Here is an 18630-nt window from a genome sequence, read left to right as displayed (position 1 = left end):
GAAAGTTCTTTCAGTGCGTCTCCTCTTTGCGTCCTCTTCTCCTGTCTTCTTTAAGATTCCCGATTTAGACGTTTAATCATCCAGTCAAATCTAGCACCTGCTAGGGCGGTGTTGTCTAATGTATCGAAGTTGAGTTCATCTTCAACTTCGATATCTTCTGCTAAGAGTTGGTCTAGTTGATAAGCCAATTTCCCAAATCCACGGCGGAAGAGGCGATCGCGAATCCGATCTACTAAAACTACAGCGATCGCTCGATAAAAACGGGCTGTGAATCCTGTATTTTGCTTTAATTGTTTAGCTAGTTTCTGTTGTGGTAAAGCTAGTAATATAGAAGATTCTATCGCCTTGACTGTGGCAGAGGCAGTTGTTGCTTCTACAAAGGACATTTCCCCTAAAATTTCGCCTTTGACGGATTGGGCAATTTCTTTTTCGGCAACTTGATTCTGTGGGGTGGAAACAAAAATCCCTAACTTTCCATCTAACAATATATATAATGCTTCAACAGGTTTCCCTTCTTCAATTATTACTTTACCTGGATTAACTTTAGTTCTTACTCCTTGGGAAATCATCCAATCAATATCGCTATCGTTCAAAATAGCAAACACAAACAAAACTTTTCGCAGTGATTCTCCTGGAACTACTTTGTTCTTGGCAAGAAAATCAGTGAGTCCCCGCAACTGCTGTGACAGCAAAATAGCCATTATTTGATAAAAATGCGCGGCAAATTCTGTATCTTGCTCAAGTTTATTGAGTAATGATTCTCTCGGCAGTGCTAATACCCGTGAGGATTCCAGAGCTATAAAAGTAGTAGATGAAGGACGATTATCTATAAAAGATAAAGTTTCTACAATTTCCCCTGGCGATACGCGATCGATTTCTTGTACATCTTTGATATCGCCTGTGGGAGAGACACAAATGCTTAATGCTCCCTCTAACAAAATTTCTACTGTATCAATAATTTCTTTACCTTCTTGAATAAGAACTTGATTAGGACGATACTCTCTAAATGTGCCTACACTGAGCATCCAATCGATATCAGTTTCCCTAAAGTCACCGAAATTAGGAGTATTAACCAGCATTTGTCTAAGCATAGGATTTAAACTTGATTAGGAGTGGAACTAAATCATTTGTTGCAGTAAAACACAGCTTATTGTTAGTTTTATGGAAGTTTTAAACCTAGGTGAAAGAAGTAGTAAAAAGTCAGTAAAAACAAGGTTTTTTAGAAAAGGGATGGAATTGCATGAGAAGCTAGAATTACCAGACAACTAACTTCTTGCTTATACTAAGTACACAAGTTCGTAAATTCGTAGTCAATTTAAGGTTTGAAATTGAAAAAACCCATAGGCGCTTCTCTACGAGACGGTACGCAAAGGACTTCCCATAGGGTAGCGGCGCAGAGTTGAGGGCAGAGGAGCGCGAAGCTTGTTTCGCTTCATTTAAGACAATAATGTGCTAAGTTATACTTAGTTCGTTCTTTTTGGCAAAATCTTTAACAAAACTTTTAGACAAAAGTTAATAGAGATTTTATCATTGGTAGTTTAACTAAATATCACGTCTTTGTGCTATCACAAATATTTATCTTTGTTAGATACTTGAAAATTAATAGGACTTAATATGAGTTGGATACAAAAATTTATAAACATGACAGCAGTTCCTATATCTATGACAGTATTGGTAATCTCTAGTTTGCCCAAAATCGTGATAGCTGAATCACCAGTAGCACTTAAATTCCCAAGATTCCAGAGTTGGCAAATTAGTCAGAAGTTTATCCCACCAAATCGAAATGCACCACAGACTACTTCTGGTGGGGCAACTCGTGGCGCTTCTTACTATTTAGAGGGTAAAGAAACTTTAACTGCCTTAATGCCTCTAAATAAATCAGGTTTAACTCTTGCAGAACGTCCAACATTTTACTGGTTTATACCGCAGATACCAGTAGAAACTGCTCGCTTTTCACTTTTAGATGGTGACGATATAGTTTACGAGACGACTTTTAAACTTCCTAAACAATTAGGAATTATTGGTTTTACTCTCCCGTCAAAAGCGCCAAGTCTGAAAGTAGGTAAGAAATATCACTGGTATCTCTCAATCGCTTCCAGTTCAGAGGAAGTAGGAGAGGGAATCACTGTCGATGGTTGGGTAGAACGAATCGAACCTACTACTGATTTATCAAAGCAGCTAGCGAGAACAAATCCTAAGCAACTTTCCCAAGTGTATGCCGCATCTGGAATTTGGTATGAAGTGCTACATACATTAGTACAGCAACGTCTTAGCGATCCGAGCGAACGCACAGTCATAGCTAATTGGCAAGAATTATTGGAGTCAGTGGGGTTAAAAGATTTAGTTTCCAAACCTTTAAGTAGATATCTTGAATCCCAAGACTAAATAATTTATGTGGAGTCATATCAAGCAACAACTTTGGCAATATCGCGGTATCTTCATTGCTGCTCCCAGTGCGGCAGCATTAGTGTTTATCCTGCGCTTGAGTGGGTTATTGCAAATGTTGGAATTGGCAGCGCTGGATCAAATGTTTTTGTTACGTTCTCCAGAACCTGTTGATACGCGAATTGTCATTGTAGAAATTAATGAATCTGATGTGCAAAAACTTGGTAAGCGCGGTTATTGGCCTTTACCTGACGGTTTGCTGACACAAGTTTTAGAGAATTTAAAACAACAAAAACCCAGTGCTATTGGTTTGGATTTATATCGAGATTTACCAGTAGGTTTTGGACATCAATCGTTAGTTAAGGTGTTTGAGTCTACACCAAATTTAGTTGGCGTACAAAAAGTAGCCCAGAGTGAAGATAGCTCGGCGGTAGCACCACCACCAGCGCTGAAAAAACTCGATCGAGTGGGTGCAAATGATTTCCCCTTAGATGGGGATGGAAAAATTCGCCGCAGTTTGATGTATTTGGCAGATAAAAATGGCGAAAATGTGTTTAGTTTTGCTTTTAAACTTGCCTATCTTTATTTGAGCGATCGCCAAATTGATGTCGGACAAACAAAAGATTATTTGGTAAAAACAGGTAATGTTGTTTACCCATTATTTCAAGGTAATGATGGTGGTTATATTCGGGCTGAAGACCAAGGTTATCAAGTACTAATAAATTATCGTAGTTCTAAAGAAAAATTTCAACACATATCTATTATGGATGTGTTAGATAAGCGGATACCCAAGGACTTAGTAAAAGGGCGCATTGTGTTGATTGGCCCCACAGCCGAAAGTCTCAAAGACCTATTCTATACACCATACAGCAGTACTATATTAACAGCACCTAAACGAATGGCTGGTGTAACTATTCACGCTAATGCCCTCAGTCAAATTTTAAGTGCTACTTTAGATGACCGCCCGTTAATCAGAACATGGGCTAAATTAGAGGAATGGTTGTGGATTTTTGTTTGGTCAGTGATTGGTGCAATATTAATATGGCAACAAAGATATAGCGGCAGTTATAAAATAAAATCATTATTACCTTTGATTAGTATTTTGCTAGCTGGATGCTGTGTTGTGGGTAGTAGTTATCTAGCGTTTATAGCAGGTTGGTGGATTCCTGTTGTCCCACCATTACTGACATTAATTGGTTCGGCAATTGCTGTTACTGCCTATATTGCCAGGACTGCGGGAGCAATTCGTAAAACCTTTGGTCGTTATCTCACCGATGAAGTCGTCGCTAATTTATTAGAAAACGCAGAAGGTTTAAAACTTGGTGGTGAACGTAAAAAGATTACTATTCTTACTTCTGATTTAAGAGGTTTTACAGCTATTTCTGAGAGATTATCTGCTGAAGAAGTAATTAAAATAATTAACCTTTATTTAGGATATATGGCAGATGTAATTACTCAGTATCAAGGCACAATTGATGAATTTATGGGTGATGGAATTTTAGTTTTGTTTGGCGCTCCCATCACTAGAAAAGATGATTCTACAAGAGCGATTGCTTGTGCTGTGGAAATGCAACTAGCAATGGAACCAGTGAACAAAAAACTCCAGCAAATGGGATTTCCAAAGCTGGAAATGGGGATTGGTATTAATACAGCAGAAGTAGTTGTCGGTAATATTGGTTCGGAAAAACGGACTAAATATGGAATTATCGGCGATCAAGTTAATTTAACCTATCGGATTGAATCGTATACAGTCGGCGGACAAATTTTTGCTTCGCAATCAACGATTAATGAGACTAGTTCCATTGTCAAAATTATTGGACACAAAGAAGTACAAGCAAAAGGGGTGAAGCAACCCATAAAAATTTATGAAGTAGGTGGAATTACTGGAAAATACAATTTATATCTTGCTGAAGACGAAGATAAAGTATTCTGGGAACTGCCAGAAGCAATTCCCTTAAAATATACAGTTTTAGATGGAAAAGATGTAAATGACATTGTGATTGAGGGAAAGTTAGTAAAGCTTTCAGCTAAGGGAGCGCAAGTATGTTATGACTCTAGAGTAAATTATCTGGTTTTACAGCCCTTTACTAATCTGAAATTGAACTTATTGATGCAGGGTAATGCCAAAATTAGTGAAGATATCTATGCTAAAGTCTTAGAAAAAACGGCAGAACCAGATAGTTTTTATATTCGTTTTACTAACATTCCCCTTGAAGTGGAAGGGCAATTTAATGCCCTACGCCTCCGCCAAAGAACCATTGCACCTCTAACTCCAGATGAGTAATTCCAAGTTACTGCTCACAGATAATCAATCCCTAGTATTAGATAATCCCCTAACAGTTTGGCAAATTGAATCCGGTGCGATCGCTATTTTTGCTATTCTGATTGACGAAGGTATTGAGGGGACTCGCCGTTATCTATTCAGTGTCAATGCGGGAGAAGCATTGTTTGGGATATCTGCTGATAATCATAAACTTTTGGCGGTATCGATAGAAGATACTGTGTTGTTACAAATACCTGCACAAGAATGCGAACAATGGATAAGTCAGGAAAAAGACGAGGCAGAAAGTTTTATTAAGTTAGTGCAGACTTGGGAGAAAAATATTCAAAGTTGTGTAGGCGATCAATCTTCTATTGTGCCAGTTTTTTCTAACACTGAAAAACTTACTAACTGGAACGAGATCCAAGTTACTCTGAGCAAACTACACAGCGATTTTTGCGAAATTCTGACTCAAACAGAACAGGAAGATTTGGCAGCAAAATGGACTCAATTCCAAGCACGGCAACAACTTAACTCTCAGGTAAAAGTTAATGCTTTAGGAGAGTTAGCCTCAGTCCTCAAACCTAAGCAAGCCGAACTGATGCAGTCAGGTACACCGTTGCTGATTGCCGCAGGTGCAGTTGGAAGGGCATTAGGAATTAAGATCCTGCCACCTGTGCGTTCTGAAGACATGAAGCGGATTAAAGAACCATTAGAAGCGATCGCCCGTGCATCCCGAATTCGCATCCGACGGGTATTGCTCAATGACCGATGGTGGCAAAAAGATAGCGGTCCTTTATTAGCATATACTAATCAAGATAATTTTCCTGTTGCACTGCTACCAGCAGGGTCAGGAAAGTACGAAATCTTTGACCCAGAGAAGCACGTTCGCATACCTGTAAACAATCGTACTGCTCAACAACTAGCTCCCTTTGCCTATGTATTTTATCGTCCCATACCCGAAAACAATTTAAGTGCGATCGCCTTACTTCTATTTGCCTTTAAGGGGAAAATTCGAGAACTCATTGTTATCTTCCTCACTGGCGTTGTGGGTGCATTGTTGGGAATGTTAACCCCCTTAGCAACTGCTATCCTCATCGATTCCGTCATTCCCGATGCAGATAGAGGGTTATTAGTCCAAATCGGCTTGGGTTTGATAGCCGCCAGCTTTGGGACGATAATTTTTCAAATCGCCCAAGGTTTTGCCGGTCTGAGATTAGAAAGTAAAGCTAGTTTAGACTCCCAAGCAGCCTTATGGGATAGATTGTTTAATCTGCGGGTATCTTTCTTTCGTGAATATTCAATTGGGGATTTGCAATCTCGTGTTTCTGCAATCACTCAAATCCGCCAGAAACTTAACGACACAGTGCTACGCACTGTTTTTACCAGCTTTTTTTCTCTACTAAATCTGGGACTATTGTTTATCTACAGTTCCAGTCTAGCTTTAGTTGTAGTAGCAGTAGCGTTGATAGCGATCGCCTTTACTACGATCTCAGGTTTACTTAGCCGCCAAAAGTTGCGTTCTTTAGAAGAAATAGAGGGAGAAATTTTTGGTTTTACTGTACAGATGGTTGCTGGCGTATCCAAACTTCGAGTCACCAATGCAGAAGACCGCGCTTTTGCCTACTGGGCAAAAAAGTATAGTCAGCAGCTACAACTCAAGCTGAGTACAGAGGTAATTGAAGATGTTTTAGCGATATTTAACACTGCGATGCCAACTGTCAGCTCAATAATTATCTTTTGGCTAGCAGTTACATTAATCGCCCAAGCCCCATCTGAAAGCGGAATAGGATTATCTACAGGTACATTTTTAGCATTTAATGCTGCCTTTGCCATATTTATCGCTGGGGCAACTCAGCTGAGTAACACCATAGTCAGCATATTAGATATCAGCATTTTCTGGGAACGTGCCAAGCCCATCTTTCAGGCTCAACCAGAAATCGACTTGAGCAAAAGCGATCCAGGACGGTTAACGGGTAAAGTAAAAGTCGATCATGTGACTTTCCGCTACCGCGAAGATGGCCCCCTGAATTTAGACGATCTGACAATTCAGGCAGAACCAGGAGAGTTGATTGCTTTGGTAGGGCCTTCTGGTAGCGGCAAATCAACGATTATTAGGCTGTTATTGGGATTTGAAACGCCAAAAGATGGCACAATTTACTATGATGGTCAGGACTTATCAGGGTTAGATATATCGTCCGTGCGTAGACAGATTGGTGTAGTACTGCAAAATGGTCGCATCAATAGCGCCTCAATTTTTGAAAATATTTCTAGTGGCGCATTGGTGACAATGGAAGAAGCCTGGGAAGCAGTACGTATGGCTGGGTTTGCCGATGATATTAAATCAATGCCAATGGAGATGCACACAGTCATTTCGGAGGGGGGTACAAATCTCTCTGGTGGGCAACGTCAAAGGCTGCTAATTGCTCGTGCTTTAGTCTTAAAACCGAGAATTATAATTTTTGATGAAGCTACCAGTGCTTTAGATAATCGTACTCAAGCGATAGTTAGTACCAGCTTAGACCAGTTAGGAGTAACACGCATAATTATCGCCCATCGCCTCAGCACTATTCGCAACGCCGACCGAATTTATGTGATTGAAGCTGGTCGAGTTGTTCAGCAAGGTAAGTTTGAAGAATTAGTGAATCAAAAGGGCTTATTTGCTAATCTGATGGCACGACAAATGGCGTAAGCGTTCAGGGAGGGCAAAGAAGACGAAAAACTTCATCTTCGTCAGCAGCTTTGGTCAGAGCATTTTAGCTGGAACGATGATTTTACACAGGTTATTGGTAAAACTCCCTGAAGTATAATAGGGTTTAAATTGATTCATTTCACTAATTAATTGATTGAATCCCAGCAATCTAAGAAATTTCTAATTTTCCATTTTCCTTATAGATTTGTTTCCAACCTGTTATTGAACCGAGTGAAACACCAAGAATTCTCTGGATTTCCTCATATAAGTAACCTTGATAAACCAGCTTTACTGCTAATCCTTTTCTCACCTCACGGGTATTTGGGTTTTGAACTATAAATTCCTCTAGTTCAGCGATCGCATATTGTAAGTGCTGACTTATTATTGTTCTTCGTTATACTTGTAAACTCTCTAAGTATTATCTCTTAGTTTTTTTCAAAAATCAAATATGATTCCTGTATTAGTCCTATATCATGTCTGGCTAATTAGTTATAATGCTTTTTTAGGTAGTATTCAGGATTTTTATTCATACTTGTTATTTCTAACGGTACAAGACAAAGAACTAAAAATGGTGCAATTTAAAAGTAGTGTAAATATGGTCAATTATGGACGCTGCCAAACGCCTTGCTACTCTAAATCGCATCCGCAAACTCAGCCGTCTGATGGATACATCAATACGTATTCCTTTGACAGGTTTTCGCATTGGCATAGACCCAATCATTGGTCTAGTTCCAGGTGCTGGTGATTTAATCAGTACAGCGTTTTCAGCTTACATAATATTTTTAGCTACTCGGTTTGGCATCCCGCGTCAAGACTTAGCCAAAATGATTTTTAATGTAGGTTTGGAAACAGTTGTTGGTACTGTGCCTTTAGTGGGTGATTTGTTTGATGCGTTCTATAAGTCCAACATTCGGAATTTGGCAATTTTGGAGCAACATTTGACAGTAGTTGAACCAGAACTAAAAAAAGTGTCTGATGAACTTTACTCTCAAAAATTCAGCCAAATTTAAGTAGGAAAAGAGCGTACTTTATGGCCATAGGCATTGCCATTGTACATTCAGTATGTATTTTCTAGTACATTACTAGCCAGTTGTAGAGAAGCGATGACCGAGCGCTGTGGGTGGGCTGCTGAGTTCTTCTACAGCGTTGGGTCAACAACTGGCGATTTGCGTCTGTTCTGTTGATATCTCATTTAAACGGCAATTCAGAAACAAGTTATGCCAAATTGCCAAAACCTTTGAACGCGGTATCGTCACTTCAACTTTTTCTTAAAAGAGAAATGGAAATAATTGATGGGCGAACCTATCGGTTAAATTCAGCCTTGGTGTAATTGAAAATATTGTAGAGTATAGAATTGCCCTAAGTATTGCCCTACGCAACTCCCTCTATGACTACCGCACCCTTAAGCTGGGAAGAACTAGAAACCCTCACGGACTATCAAATAGATACCGTTAATGGTCTCACCAATGCTAGAGCCAGGTTGCGCTTGTTTGGTCAGGCGGAATCTGATGTGCGGGTAACGCTGTACCGCGATAACCACGCTTGGTGTCCTTACTGTCAAAAAGTTTGGTTATGGCTAGAGGAAAAACAGATCCCCTACCGCATCGAAAAAGTGACAATGTTCTGCTATGGGGAGAAAGAAAGTTGGTACAAACGTAAGGTACCATCAGGAATGCTCCCCGCGATCGAGCTAGATGGACGGATTATTAAGGAAAGCGATGATATTTTGATCGCTTTGGAAAAGGTATTTGCTCCATTGAACCAAGGGATGGAAGACCGCACGGTGCTTCCTTTACGTCAATTAGAACGACTTTTATTTAGAGCTTGGTGCGCTTGGCTATGCTCTAGAACCGATTCCTCTCAACAAGAACAACGCAACCGAGAACAATTTATCACAGTGGTGGCTAGGGTAGAGTTGGCTCTGGGTAGCACCCCAAGCCCTTACTTTCTAGATAGTTTCGGCATCGTCGATGTCATTTTTACGCCATATCTCGAACGGATGAATGCGAGCCTTTACTACTACAAGGGCTACTCACTGCGGGAGGAAAACCCTCGTTTGAGCGCATGGTTTGCGGCAATGGAAAGCCGACCGACCTACTGCGGTACCCAAAGCGACTTTCACACCCACGCACATGATTTGCCGCCCCAGATGGGAGGCTGTTGGGAAAACGGCGAAACCCAGATGCTTCTCAATAAAGCGCGGGTGGATAACGGCCCCTGGTTCGGGCTACCAGATGTTACTTATCCAGAACCCGAAAACTCCCGCATGGAAGCTCTTAAACGAACTATCAAGCACCGGATCAATATTATCCGAGTCAACCCCTTAGATGATAAATTGTTCGATCGAGCGCTACGTTGTGCTTTAACACACATGATGACAGGGGAAGACTGTGTACCTCCATCGGGATCTGATGTCGCTCTCCGATATTTGCGCGATCGCATTAATGTACCACGAGATATGTCTATCTACGCAGCAAAGCGATTGAGAGAATCCCTGGAAAAAACCGCAGCCCTTGCAGGTGATGGGCAGCCAGCCCCCATTCCCACTAAGCATCGACGAGATCAAGACCCGTCTAATTTTGCCATCTGGAGCAATCAGAACAAAATCGTTGAGTAATAACTCACCCTTAGATTTACCACTAGCTGTAGTCCAAAAACTACCATCAGCTAATTGAGCCGAGAGGTTGCCGGCAGTTCCTATCATCCAAGCTTGTTGGTAAAAATACCGAGCAGTGGCAATTAGTTGCAAACGAGGATCTGGTAATGTTGAGTTTAACTCCATGATTTTGCTAAATAATCGCGGATTTGGAAAAAATCATTCCAGACCAACAAACTTTTGTCAGCCATACGCTATCAGTTTAGCGGGTATCATAAAAAAGCTAATTCCTAAAGAGGTTAGTCATGGGAACTCCTGATTCAGACGCACTGGTATTTTTTGGGGCAACAGGTGACTTGGCCTACAAGAAAATCTTCCCCAGCCTTCAGGCAATGGGACGACGGGGCAATCTCAATGTCCCAGTGATTGGGGTTGCCGGACGACCTTGGACGACGGAGCAACTTAGAGAAAGGGCACGTGATAGCCTAGAACATCATGGTGGTATAGATGAAGCCGCATTTGAGAAACTTTCTGGACTACTCCAATACGTTGCTGGTGACTACAACAAACCAGAAACTTACGAAAAATTACGTCAAGCCCTTGGTGATGCCACTCATCCCTTGTACTATTTGGCAATTCCACCGAGCTTGTTTGCACAAGTAGTGTCAGGATTGGGCGAATCAGGGTGTGCTAAAAATGCGCGGGTGGTAATTGAAAAACCATTTGGACGGGATTTGAAATCAGCACGCGAGTTAAATCAAATTCTGGCATCAGTTTTTCCCGAATCAGCCATCTATCGCATCGACCATTACCTGGGCAAAGAACCACTGCTGAATTTACTCTATTTTCGGTTTGCCAACTCTTTTCTCGAACCCATCTGGAATCGCAACTATGTTGAAAGCATCCAGATTGTGATGGCTGAGGACTTTGGCATTCAAGGAAGGGGGCGCTTCTATGAGGAGACTGGTGCAATTCGAGATGTGGTGGAAAACCATATGCTGCAAGTATTGGCTTCAGTGTGCATGGATGCTCCCGCCAGTACTGCTACCGATTCCATTCGGGATGAAAAAGAGCGTATTCTCAAAGCTATACCTTCAGTGCAACCCGATGATATTATTCGCGGTCAATTTTCTGATTACCGCAACGAAGAAGGTGTTTCACCTGACTCCCAAGTAGAAACTTTTGTTGCCGTGCGGTTATTTATTAATACATGGCGGTGGTCAGGAGTTCCCATCTACATCCGGGCTGGGAAGAAATTGCCTGTTAAAAGTACTGAGGTGATGGTCAAGTTCAAGTGTCCACCTTTAGATGTGTTCCAAGAGGGAGCAAAAGAAAACGCTAATTATGTTCGTTTTTTACTAGATCCAGAGGTAATTGTGGGATTGGGCGCTCGCACTAAAATTCCTGGAGAAGATATGATCGGCTCTGGGGTTGAACTCCTGGCCTTTTATGGAGGTGGCGACGAGATGGAACCCTATGAACGCCTGTTAGCTGATGCTATGCGGGGCGATCCCACCTTGTTTGTACGGGAAGATACTGTAGAAGAGGAATGGCGGATTGTCCAGCCAATTCTCGATAACGTCACACCTGTTTATGAGTATGAACCAAATACATGGGGGCCACCTGAGTCAGATCGACTGCTCTTGCCAAAGGATCAGTGGTACAATCCCTTAGCTAGAGAGTAGTATCAACTACACAATCACTGATACAGAAACCAACACAGGATACGTTCACGAGATTCCTATTATGTGCGGGTTTGGCATTAGCGATCGCCATCATGTAGATGTTGATGGTACGATCGCCGGGACTGTGACAGATGATATCATGTCCGCATAATTAGTTATGCTAACCACAGTCATTACTCCCCACCCCAACCCCTCCCCGCTCTTCGAGAGGGGAGACAAAGCGTAGCTTTGGCGGGGTGGGGTTCTTCGGGTTTAATAAGCAATCAAGCGGACATGATATGAGTTAGCAATTCGCGGTTATCGCTAAGAATGGAAGCGCCTGAAGAAAGCTAATTTCAAACTAACCGCACAAGCAGTTGAACATGATTAGGCAATCCAAATGAAAAGACCTGGATTTATTGAGCGTCATCACCTGTGGACAGAAATCCAAAAACAAGCATCTGAAAAGATCGAGGCTGTTGTCAAAGAGCGGGATCTATTATTAATTCGTACCGCTTGGTCAGACCAGCATGGGATTGTTCGCAGTAAATCGCTCTTACCTCAGACATTTTTCAGTGCCTTAGAAAACGGTATGCAAATCAGCACAGGGACATTCCTGTTTGATACTGGTGGTGCAATAGTATTTAACCCGTTTGTTCCTGGCGGTAGTTTAGATATGCCTTTGATGACAGGTGCGCCAAATCTTGTGGCTGTTCCTGACCCTAATACCTTCAAAATTGTGCCTTGGGCAAAACGTACTGGCTTTATTCTCTGTGACGAGTACTTTCAAAATGGTCAGGCGATGCCCTTTTCCAGTCGCGGTATTTTGCGCCAATCATTGGTAGAGTTACATCAAAGAGGATTGGAGCATATTGTCGGCTTAGAAGTTGAGTGGTATCTGGCAAAGTTGGAAGATCCGATGTTAGCGATCGCTAATGTTGGTACTTCTGGAAAACCTGGTGAACCTGCCAAAGTTAGCGCTGTAGAGCATAGCTTCCAATATCTTTTAGAATCGCACAATCCAGAGATTCACGATTTGCTGCGTATTCTGGCAGAAAACTTAGTTGAAATGGGATTGCCTTTAAGGAGTGTAGAAAACGAAGGAGGTGCCGGTCAATTTGAATTTACCTTTGACCCGATTCCGGCGTTGCAAGCTGCGGATACAATGATGATATTCCGAATGGCGACCAAGCAAATCTGCCGTCAACAAGGTTACATCGCATCATTTATGTGTCGTCCAGGATTACAAGGTTCTTCTTCCAATGGCTGGCATTTGCACCAATCCCTGGTAAACCGAAGCACAGGCGAGAACGCTTTCATGTCTGCAACTTCTAAAACCCTAATGTCAGATTTAGGTAAACATTTCGTTGGTGGTCTTCTTAAACACGCCAATCCTGCTTCTGTGTTCACAACCCCAACAATTAACGGCTACAAAAGATTTAGGCCTTATTCTCTAGCTCCTGACCGTGCCGGATGGGGATTGGAAAATCGAGGGGCAATGATTAGATTACAAGGCGGTTATGATGACCCCACCACCCACATTGAAAACCGAGTTGGAGAACCAGCAGCCAATCCTTATTTGTATATGGCATCGCAATTGATTTCTGGGCTAGATGGTGTAGATCGTAAACTTGACCCTGGCTCCCCAACAGAGTCACCTTACGCTACAGAAAGTCCCACCTTACCCAAAAGTTTGCCAGAGGCGATTTCATATTTGAGCCAAAGCGAACTTTTTGCTCAAAAAATGGGGCAGCAGTTCATCAACTTCATCATTAAGATGAAACAGAGTGAAATCAATCGCTTTTTGCAGTCCGTCGCCGATCAGCCACCAGAAGACTATTTAAAACAGGTGACTAACTGGGAGCAAAGAGAATATTTTGAATTATTTTGAAGTGAATAATTCTTGGAAATATCGCGCTTTTAAAGATCGCCCCGTACATACTTGCTTAAGAAAAATTATTATATTTTTAACTTTATACAAGCATAATCCCGCAAAAGTAAATATTTATAAAGGATGAATTAATACTTGTTTTGGTAAGTCAATATCTTTGCCACTTTCCGAGGGTGAGTTGATGTATAAACTCTTATTTTGGCAAAGATATTGGTAAGTATTATGTCATATCATACAGGTACAGTATAAATTTAGATTCACTTGTTATAGGAGGAAGATTGTGTCTGAAAAAAAACCAGAAAAGTTGAATTCACAAGCAGTACCATTCTTTGCTCGATTCTTGGAAGAGCAAAGCCTTGAAGACCTTTCTGATGAACAATCAAAAGCGATTATCGGTGGATGCAATAATGCCACAAACAAGAATAATGATGAACTTGTCCAAACTCTGAAGTTTCCATCCGATCAAGAAGATGGCACTACAGGAACCAATCCGCTGTATGATGACTACGCTGTTACTCAGAAGTATCCTTGAGATGGTGATGACAGTTCGCCGTCTTGACCTTCATAGCTGCATACTTTTGACTACACCAGAGATGCGGTTTTAGAACTATTGTCAGAATAAAAATACATTTAGTGCCAACTTCATTTAGGGGTTGGCTTCCCATTAAAATTAATTTCACCAAAGAATTGGGTCTGAAGCCCCGTGCTTCACGCAATGCTTTAAAGTAATGAGTAAGGAGTAATGAGTGGATGAAAAATGGGTATTTACTCATTACTTATTACTCATTACTCATTACTCCAGAATCACCGCGCCTTTAGGTCGGTGAGGATGTCAATTTTTTAATATTTTGCTTTCTCAAGAGTTGACAATACTGAAAATGCAAAAACTAATAAAAATATTTTATGCACCTCAATCGTGATGTAGTTTTATTAATCACCCATAGTGGTGATTACTTTACAATAGATAGAGTTGCAGAAGCAGTATCAAAACTAGGCGCACAGCCATTTCGTCTTGATACTGATAAGTTTCCGATCGCACTCCAACTCCAGGCTAATTTAAGTAACTCTGGTAGTTAACCCAGTTGGTGAGTTCTTCTGGCTGGAACGCTGTCCTGGCTTACCGATTTCCCAGGCGATCGCTGAGGTTTTAAATAATTCAGCTAGTTGATTACAACTTCTCTTTAGCTGGCGTTGCGATACCGCGTTTAACTAGATCCGCTTCTAGTTCCTTTATGAATTTTAAGTCTTCCTCCAATAAAAGCTGGCTTTCGCTAGAACAAAGATTTTTTTCCAGAAAAGCAAATGCTTGCCGGAATTGACGCGGATTTGCTTTAATTAGTGAGTCAAAATGACAGGGAATAATCTGCTGAAAATCCCAACTTGCAACTGTATCAGCCCATTTGAGGACTTGTTTTGGAGCTTGAGGAAGAATGAGGATTTGCAAAATCGGTGCGACAAATGGTCGTCCCTGACCTCGTAGAGCATCGAATGCGTGCTTCCAGGTTTCTTGCCAGCGAAAAGGAAATAAACCAAAGTACGTTTTTAGCGATCGCTGTGGTGCTTTGAGAGCATCACGAAACATCTGTCCGATTAAAGCAACTTCTAAGGCACTTGGACGGAAGTAAAGTGCAAATAGTGAAATGCGTTGCCATCCCTTGCGGCGGTTGTCTTCATTGTCCTCGATAGTCTCCCAGGCATTGTCCCTGGCATGAAACAGTAAGGGATAAGGATCTAATTGGAGGATTTCTGGTGGGTCAACTGGCACGGAAAGGATAGAATCAGTTACAAGCAGAGTGCGCGATCGCTTGTGAAACAATGCAACTTCTGCAAAAGATCCTCGTCCCAAGTTGATGTCCAATATTGCATAGTCAAACTCCAGAGCGAAGGGAGCAAGGCTTGAGTCTTCTGGGAGTTCTTGAGTTCGTTTTTGGGGAAAGCCTAGCCAACTAAGCGGCAGGTTGAACGGGAAACTCCACTGGTGCGGGGCAACAAAGACTTGTGCTTGAGGAAAGCGACGAGCAAAAGGGCCAACGAAGACTTTATGCTCCAAACCAGAACTGGTTGGCAGTAATATGTACTTAACTTCACCGTGCTTTGCTACCAACTCATTAACCAAGCGGACACACTCAGTTGTTGGAGCAACAGGTGCATAGACCAGAAGTCCTCCAGCAGCGAGTTTGACGATAGTCATGCGAATCGGCACGATGGTGTAGAGAATGCCGTGAAGCTGATCGAATGTCCAGATAGTATCCTTAACTATTTCCTGACGAAGTGTCCGCCGTGTGCCGTAGGGGTAAAGTGGGACAGCAGCCCAGAATGGCCATGACCAATCCTTGGGGTTGTTCAAAGGAGACATCCCTCGATCTTGTAGTTCAACCCTCGACTGAGATCCAAGTGAATTCATCGTCGTTCCATTGTCCTGGCGTGGGCCAGTTATGAGAGTGCTGTAGTGGCTACAAGATTGGTATAGCACGCTTGTCAGGCGAGGGCAACTGGCTAGAATCCCCACACAACAGAACACTTGTCGGTAATTGATTCTTTTTAACGAAAGTCTCTCACCTAAAGGGACGCGCTGCAATGATTTTTGATTTTGTAAGGATATTAGAAAATTTCTGTAAACTGTTTACAAAAATGTGTTATTACAAAAGTATTACTCCTTTAAAGAGCCTATTGATTTATGTACACCTTAAAAATTCGTAGAGTTGGAAACTCCTTGGGTGTAACACTACCTAAAGAAGCTCTACAAAAACTTAGAGTTAAAGAAGGGGACAACGTGTTTGTCACTGAAACTCCCTCTGGTGTTCACCTAAGTGCCTGTAACCCTGATTTTGAAAAGGCGATGGAAGCTTACAGAAAAGTGAGTACTAAATACAGGAATGCACTTCATGAGTTAGCGAAGTGAACGAGCCTTTCTGGCTAGATGAAACAATTGTTAGAGCTATGCATGAAGACCAATTAGCACAGCACGGCGGTCTTACTGGTATAAGAGATAACAATTTGTTTTTAGCTAGTTTAGATAGACCGAAGAATTTGCTCATCTTTGGTGAGCCAACACCCACGATAGTTGATTTAGCTGCTGCTTATGGCTATGGGTTTGCTAAAAACCATGCATTTGTGGACGGTAATAAACGGGTAGCTTTCGTAACGATGGCTACCTTTCTTGAATTAAATGGATATTCACTGAATATTCCAGAGACGGAAGTTGTCTTAATGATGGAACGACTTGCAACTGGTAAAGAAACTCAAGAATCAATAGCCGAATGGCTTCAAAAAAATTGTGTTCAACATGAATAGGCGATCGATCTAAGATGGCTCTTAGCTGCGAGAAAGCGTTGCAGTAACTTCCGACTTCAATTTACAACTTCACCAGCTAGTTGGTGGAAGTTAGGAGTTGGAAGTTAGGAGTTGCGATCGCTGCGCCCGCCGCAGGCATCGCGCTACGACTGCATCAGAATTTGCATTGATGACCGTTGCAGTTTTCGTTGCACCTAAACTGCGATCGCCAATGAGCCGACGGTGAGTAACTTGTTAAGATGATGTTGATTCATTTTGAGTCAAAGCAAACCATCACTGACCACCATTAGAAGCATGAAGCATCTGTCAGACTACAACTTCTTCGATCCAGAAGTGCTTGTGTGCCCTTATGAATTCTACAAGCTGGCACAGGAGCAAGCACCAATTATGGAGCTACCAAGTCCCACAACAGAAGCAAAACTCTTTCTCGTTACTCGCTATGACTTAGCGATCGAAATTCTTAAGGATACAAGAGTATTCTCTAGCAATTTCTCGACTTTACTAGCTGGCAAAGAACAACATGATGGGGAGTTGCAGAAAATTGCTGCTCAAGGTTGGCCTCAGATGAACACCTTACTGACAGCAGATCCACCAGAACATGAGCGATTTCGCTCGCTGGTGAATAAGGCATTCACTTCATCGCGTATCAACAAAATGCGTGACTTGATTGAGCAGATTGTTGATGAACTGATTGACAGCTTTATCGATCGCGGCAAGTGTGAATTCGTCAGTGAGTTTGCTGTACCCTTACCGCTCAAAGTTATTGCTCAACAGTTAGGTGTGCCGCAAGCAGATTTGCCAAAGTTCAAGCAATGGTCTGATTCTTTTATTGCACGTTTAGGTAACTTACTTTCTAGAGAGCAGGAGATCGAGTGTGCTAAAGATGTTGTCGCTTTCCAGCATTATTTTCATGATGTCATAGAGTCACGCCAAAAACAGCCTCAAGATGATTTGATCACTGACTTGGTACAAGCAAAAGTGGATGGAGAGCGATCGCTTGACACTGCTGAACTGCTGAGTATAATTCAGCAAATATTAGTGGCAGGAAATGAGACTGTCACCAGTGCGATCGCAGGTGGGATGTTGTTGCTGACAAACAACAAAGAGCAGACGAAGTTGGTACAAACAGATATTTCTCTGGTAGAGAACTTTGTTGAAGAAGTTTTACGAATGCAAAGTCCGACAGCAGGAATGTGGCGAGTTGTGACGGAAGATACAAAGCTCCAAGACGTTGATCTCAAAGCTGGGTCTTTAGTGATGCTCCGCTTCGATGCTGCTAACCGCGACTCGCTAAAATTTATTGAGGGTGAGCGTTTCGATGTGCGCCGCCAGAATGCCAGCAACCACCTATCTTTTGGTCATGGGATTCATTTTTGTTTGGGCGCTATGCTTGCTCGTAAGGAAATGCAGATCGCATATCAGCGTTTGCTGCTACGGTTGAAGGACATTCGCTTGGCACAAGAAGGATACCAATATTTACCGAACGTACTCATGCGGACACTGAAGCACCTCTATATTGAGTTTGATAAGGCATCATGAACCACCAGTTCGGTAATAAATACTACTAGAATTTCGATAGGAGGTAAAAACAATGCTACGAACCATTGAAGGAATTTATAAAAACGGCAAAATCGAACTAGCTGAAAAACCATAAGGTATGTAATGAACTGAGGGATGTAGAAACCCGCAGTTCAGGCGTTCGCGGAGCGTCACGAAGTCAAGCCAACTGTGGGATAGTTCATAACAGCGGGTACTCCTATCGGTTCTTATGATGTATTGATCGCAGCAACAGTACTAACTCACAATCATATTGTTGTAACATCTAATATTCGAGAATTTCAAAGAGTA

General features: G+C 41.9%; 14 protein-coding genes and 3 pseudogenes. 13 read left to right on the top strand and 4 right to left on the bottom strand.

Annotation, left to right across the window (positions count from 1 at the left end; translation table 11 throughout):
* Positions 1–50: 50 nt before the first annotated feature.
* Positions 51–1091, bottom strand: coding sequence for a cyclic nucleotide-binding domain-containing protein (locus V7K44_RS06865; RefSeq protein WP_334929876.1), 1041 nt, complete (start codon positions 1089–1091; stop codon positions 51–53).
* A 550-nt stretch (positions 1092–1641) separates the two neighbouring features.
* Here V7K44_RS06865 and V7K44_RS06860 point away from each other — a divergent pair.
* The 3 genes from V7K44_RS06860 to V7K44_RS06850 are packed head-to-tail and all read left to right on the top strand — an operon-like array spanning position 1642 to position 7337.
* A complete protein-coding gene (locus tag V7K44_RS06860; protein ID WP_334929874.1) occupies positions 1642–2385 on the top strand; it encodes a DUF928 domain-containing protein in 744 nt (247 codons plus the stop codon).
* 7 nt (positions 2386–2392) lie between these two features.
* Positions 2393–4669, top strand: a complete 2277-nt coding sequence (locus tag V7K44_RS06855; RefSeq protein WP_334929872.1) for a CHASE2 domain-containing protein — start codon at positions 2393–2395, stop codon at positions 4667–4669.
* Positions 4662–7337: an NHLP bacteriocin export ABC transporter permease/ATPase subunit gene (locus V7K44_RS06850; protein ID WP_334929870.1), complete on the top strand. Its 2676-nt coding sequence runs from the start codon at positions 4662–4664 to the stop codon at positions 7335–7337. The genes V7K44_RS06855 and V7K44_RS06850 overlap by 8 nt, the downstream gene beginning before the upstream one ends.
* Before the next feature lie 187 nt (positions 7338–7524).
* Here V7K44_RS06850 and V7K44_RS06845 read toward each other — a convergent pair.
* Positions 7525–7698: pseudogene (locus V7K44_RS06845) on the bottom strand (helix-turn-helix domain-containing protein); the annotation flags it as partial.
* A gap of 244 nt (positions 7699–7942) precedes the next feature.
* Between V7K44_RS06845 and V7K44_RS06840 the strand changes: the two are divergent.
* A complete protein-coding gene (locus V7K44_RS06840; RefSeq protein WP_334929868.1) occupies positions 7943–8347 on the top strand; it encodes a DUF4112 domain-containing protein in 405 nt (134 codons plus the stop codon).
* A 377-nt stretch (positions 8348–8724) separates the two neighbouring features.
* Positions 8725–9954 (top strand): glutathione S-transferase family protein, encoded by a 1230-nt coding sequence (locus tag V7K44_RS06835; RefSeq protein ID WP_334929866.1) that lies wholly within the window; start codon positions 8725–8727, stop codon positions 9952–9954.
* On the opposite strand, the pseudogene V7K44_RS06830 reads toward V7K44_RS06835, so the two are convergent.
* Positions 9907–10119: pseudogene (locus tag V7K44_RS06830) on the bottom strand (class II aldolase/adducin family protein); the annotation flags it as partial. The gene V7K44_RS06835 and the pseudogene V7K44_RS06830 sit on opposite strands and share 48 nt — an antisense overlap.
* Positions 10120–10238: 119 nt before the next feature.
* Here V7K44_RS06830 and zwf point away from each other — a divergent pair.
* The 4 genes and pseudogenes from zwf to V7K44_RS06810 all read left to right on the top strand — a co-directional run.
* Positions 10239–11618 (top strand): glucose-6-phosphate dehydrogenase, encoded by a 1380-nt coding sequence (gene zwf, locus V7K44_RS06825; protein WP_334929864.1) that lies wholly within the window; start codon positions 10239–10241, stop codon positions 11616–11618.
* 379 nt (positions 11619–11997) lie between these two features.
* A complete protein-coding gene (locus V7K44_RS06820; protein ID WP_334929862.1) occupies positions 11998–13488 on the top strand; it encodes a glutamine synthetase family protein in 1491 nt (496 codons plus the stop codon).
* A gap of 280 nt (positions 13489–13768) precedes the next feature.
* A complete protein-coding gene (locus tag V7K44_RS06815; RefSeq protein ID WP_334929860.1) occupies positions 13769–14020 on the top strand; it encodes a microviridin/marinostatin family tricyclic proteinase inhibitor in 252 nt (83 codons plus the stop codon).
* A gap of 371 nt (positions 14021–14391) precedes the next feature.
* Positions 14392–14562, top strand: a pseudogene (locus V7K44_RS06810) (MvdC/MvdD family ATP grasp protein); the annotation flags it as partial.
* A 94-nt stretch (positions 14563–14656) separates the two neighbouring features.
* Here the strand turns inward: V7K44_RS06810 and V7K44_RS06805 are convergent.
* Positions 14657–15892: a DUF4336 domain-containing protein gene (locus V7K44_RS06805; protein WP_442940665.1), complete on the bottom strand. Its 1236-nt coding sequence runs from the start codon at positions 15890–15892 to the stop codon at positions 14657–14659.
* A 273-nt stretch (positions 15893–16165) separates the two neighbouring features.
* Between V7K44_RS06805 and V7K44_RS06800 the strand changes: the two genes are divergently transcribed.
* From V7K44_RS06800 to V7K44_RS06785, 4 genes are all read left to right on the top strand, one after another.
* Entirely contained in the window at positions 16166–16390 is a 225-nt protein-coding gene (locus V7K44_RS06800; RefSeq protein WP_334929858.1) for an AbrB/MazE/SpoVT family DNA-binding domain-containing protein, read from the top strand.
* Positions 16387–16782 (top strand): type II toxin-antitoxin system death-on-curing family toxin, encoded by a 396-nt coding sequence (locus tag V7K44_RS06795; protein ID WP_334929857.1) that lies wholly within the window; start codon positions 16387–16389, stop codon positions 16780–16782. Before V7K44_RS06800 ends, V7K44_RS06795 begins: the two co-directional genes overlap by 4 nt.
* A 97-nt stretch (positions 16783–16879) precedes the next feature.
* Positions 16880–17008 carry a hypothetical protein gene (locus V7K44_RS06790; protein WP_334929855.1) on the top strand — a complete coding sequence of 43 codons (129 nt, stop codon included), beginning with the start codon at positions 16880–16882 and terminating at the stop codon, positions 17006–17008.
* 68 nt (positions 17009–17076) lie between these two features.
* Complete coding sequence (locus V7K44_RS06785; RefSeq protein WP_334929853.1) at positions 17077–18321, top strand: cytochrome P450; 1245 nt, start codon at positions 17077–17079, stop codon at positions 18319–18321.
* Positions 18322–18630 lie beyond the last annotated feature (309 nt).

The organism is Nostoc sp., assembly GCF_036917235.1.
Lineage (GTDB): Bacteria > Cyanobacteriota > Cyanobacteriia > Cyanobacteriales > Nostocaceae > Nostoc.
This window is presented reverse-complemented; position numbering and strand designations above follow the sequence as displayed.